Raw genomic sequence first — 379 nt, 5'->3', positions numbered from 1 at the left:
GAAGCCGGGAGGGTTTGGCCCTTAGAAGTTGATGTCGATGGTGGCGCGCCGGTTGAGCGGCTCACGCACGCCGTCCGCGGTCGGACGGGCCAGATCGGTTTCACCGCGGGCGTCCAGTTGGACGACGCCGCCGGAGACACCTTGGGCGACCAGGGCGTCAGCCACGGTGCGGGCCCGGCGCTGGGACAGACCCAGGTTGTACTGGGCCGAACCCGAGGTGTCGGTGTGGCCGACGATCAGCACGCGCGTCGGGCTGCCCGAGCGAGCGTGGTTGGCCGCGGCGGTCACCACGTTGCGCGCTTCCGCGGTCAGGTCCGAGCGATCCCAGTCGAAGTAGACCACGAACTGTTCGGCAGCCGGCGCCGGCTGCCGAACAGTT

General features: G+C 69.9%; 1 protein-coding gene. It reads right to left on the bottom strand.

The window, feature by feature from the left end; all coding sequences use genetic code 11:
* Nucleotides 1-21: 21 nt before the first annotated feature.
* A partial coding sequence (locus tag IWC96_RS00680; protein ID WP_196838183.1) for an OmpA family protein occupies nt 22-379 on the bottom strand: 358 nt, incomplete at its 5' end.

It is taken from the genome of Brevundimonas sp. BAL450 (assembly GCF_015767455.1).
Classification (GTDB): Bacteria; Pseudomonadota; Alphaproteobacteria; order Caulobacterales; family Caulobacteraceae; genus Brevundimonas; species Brevundimonas abyssalis.
Note: the sequence above shows the minus strand (reverse complement) of the source record. Positions and strands in the feature narration are given on the sequence as shown.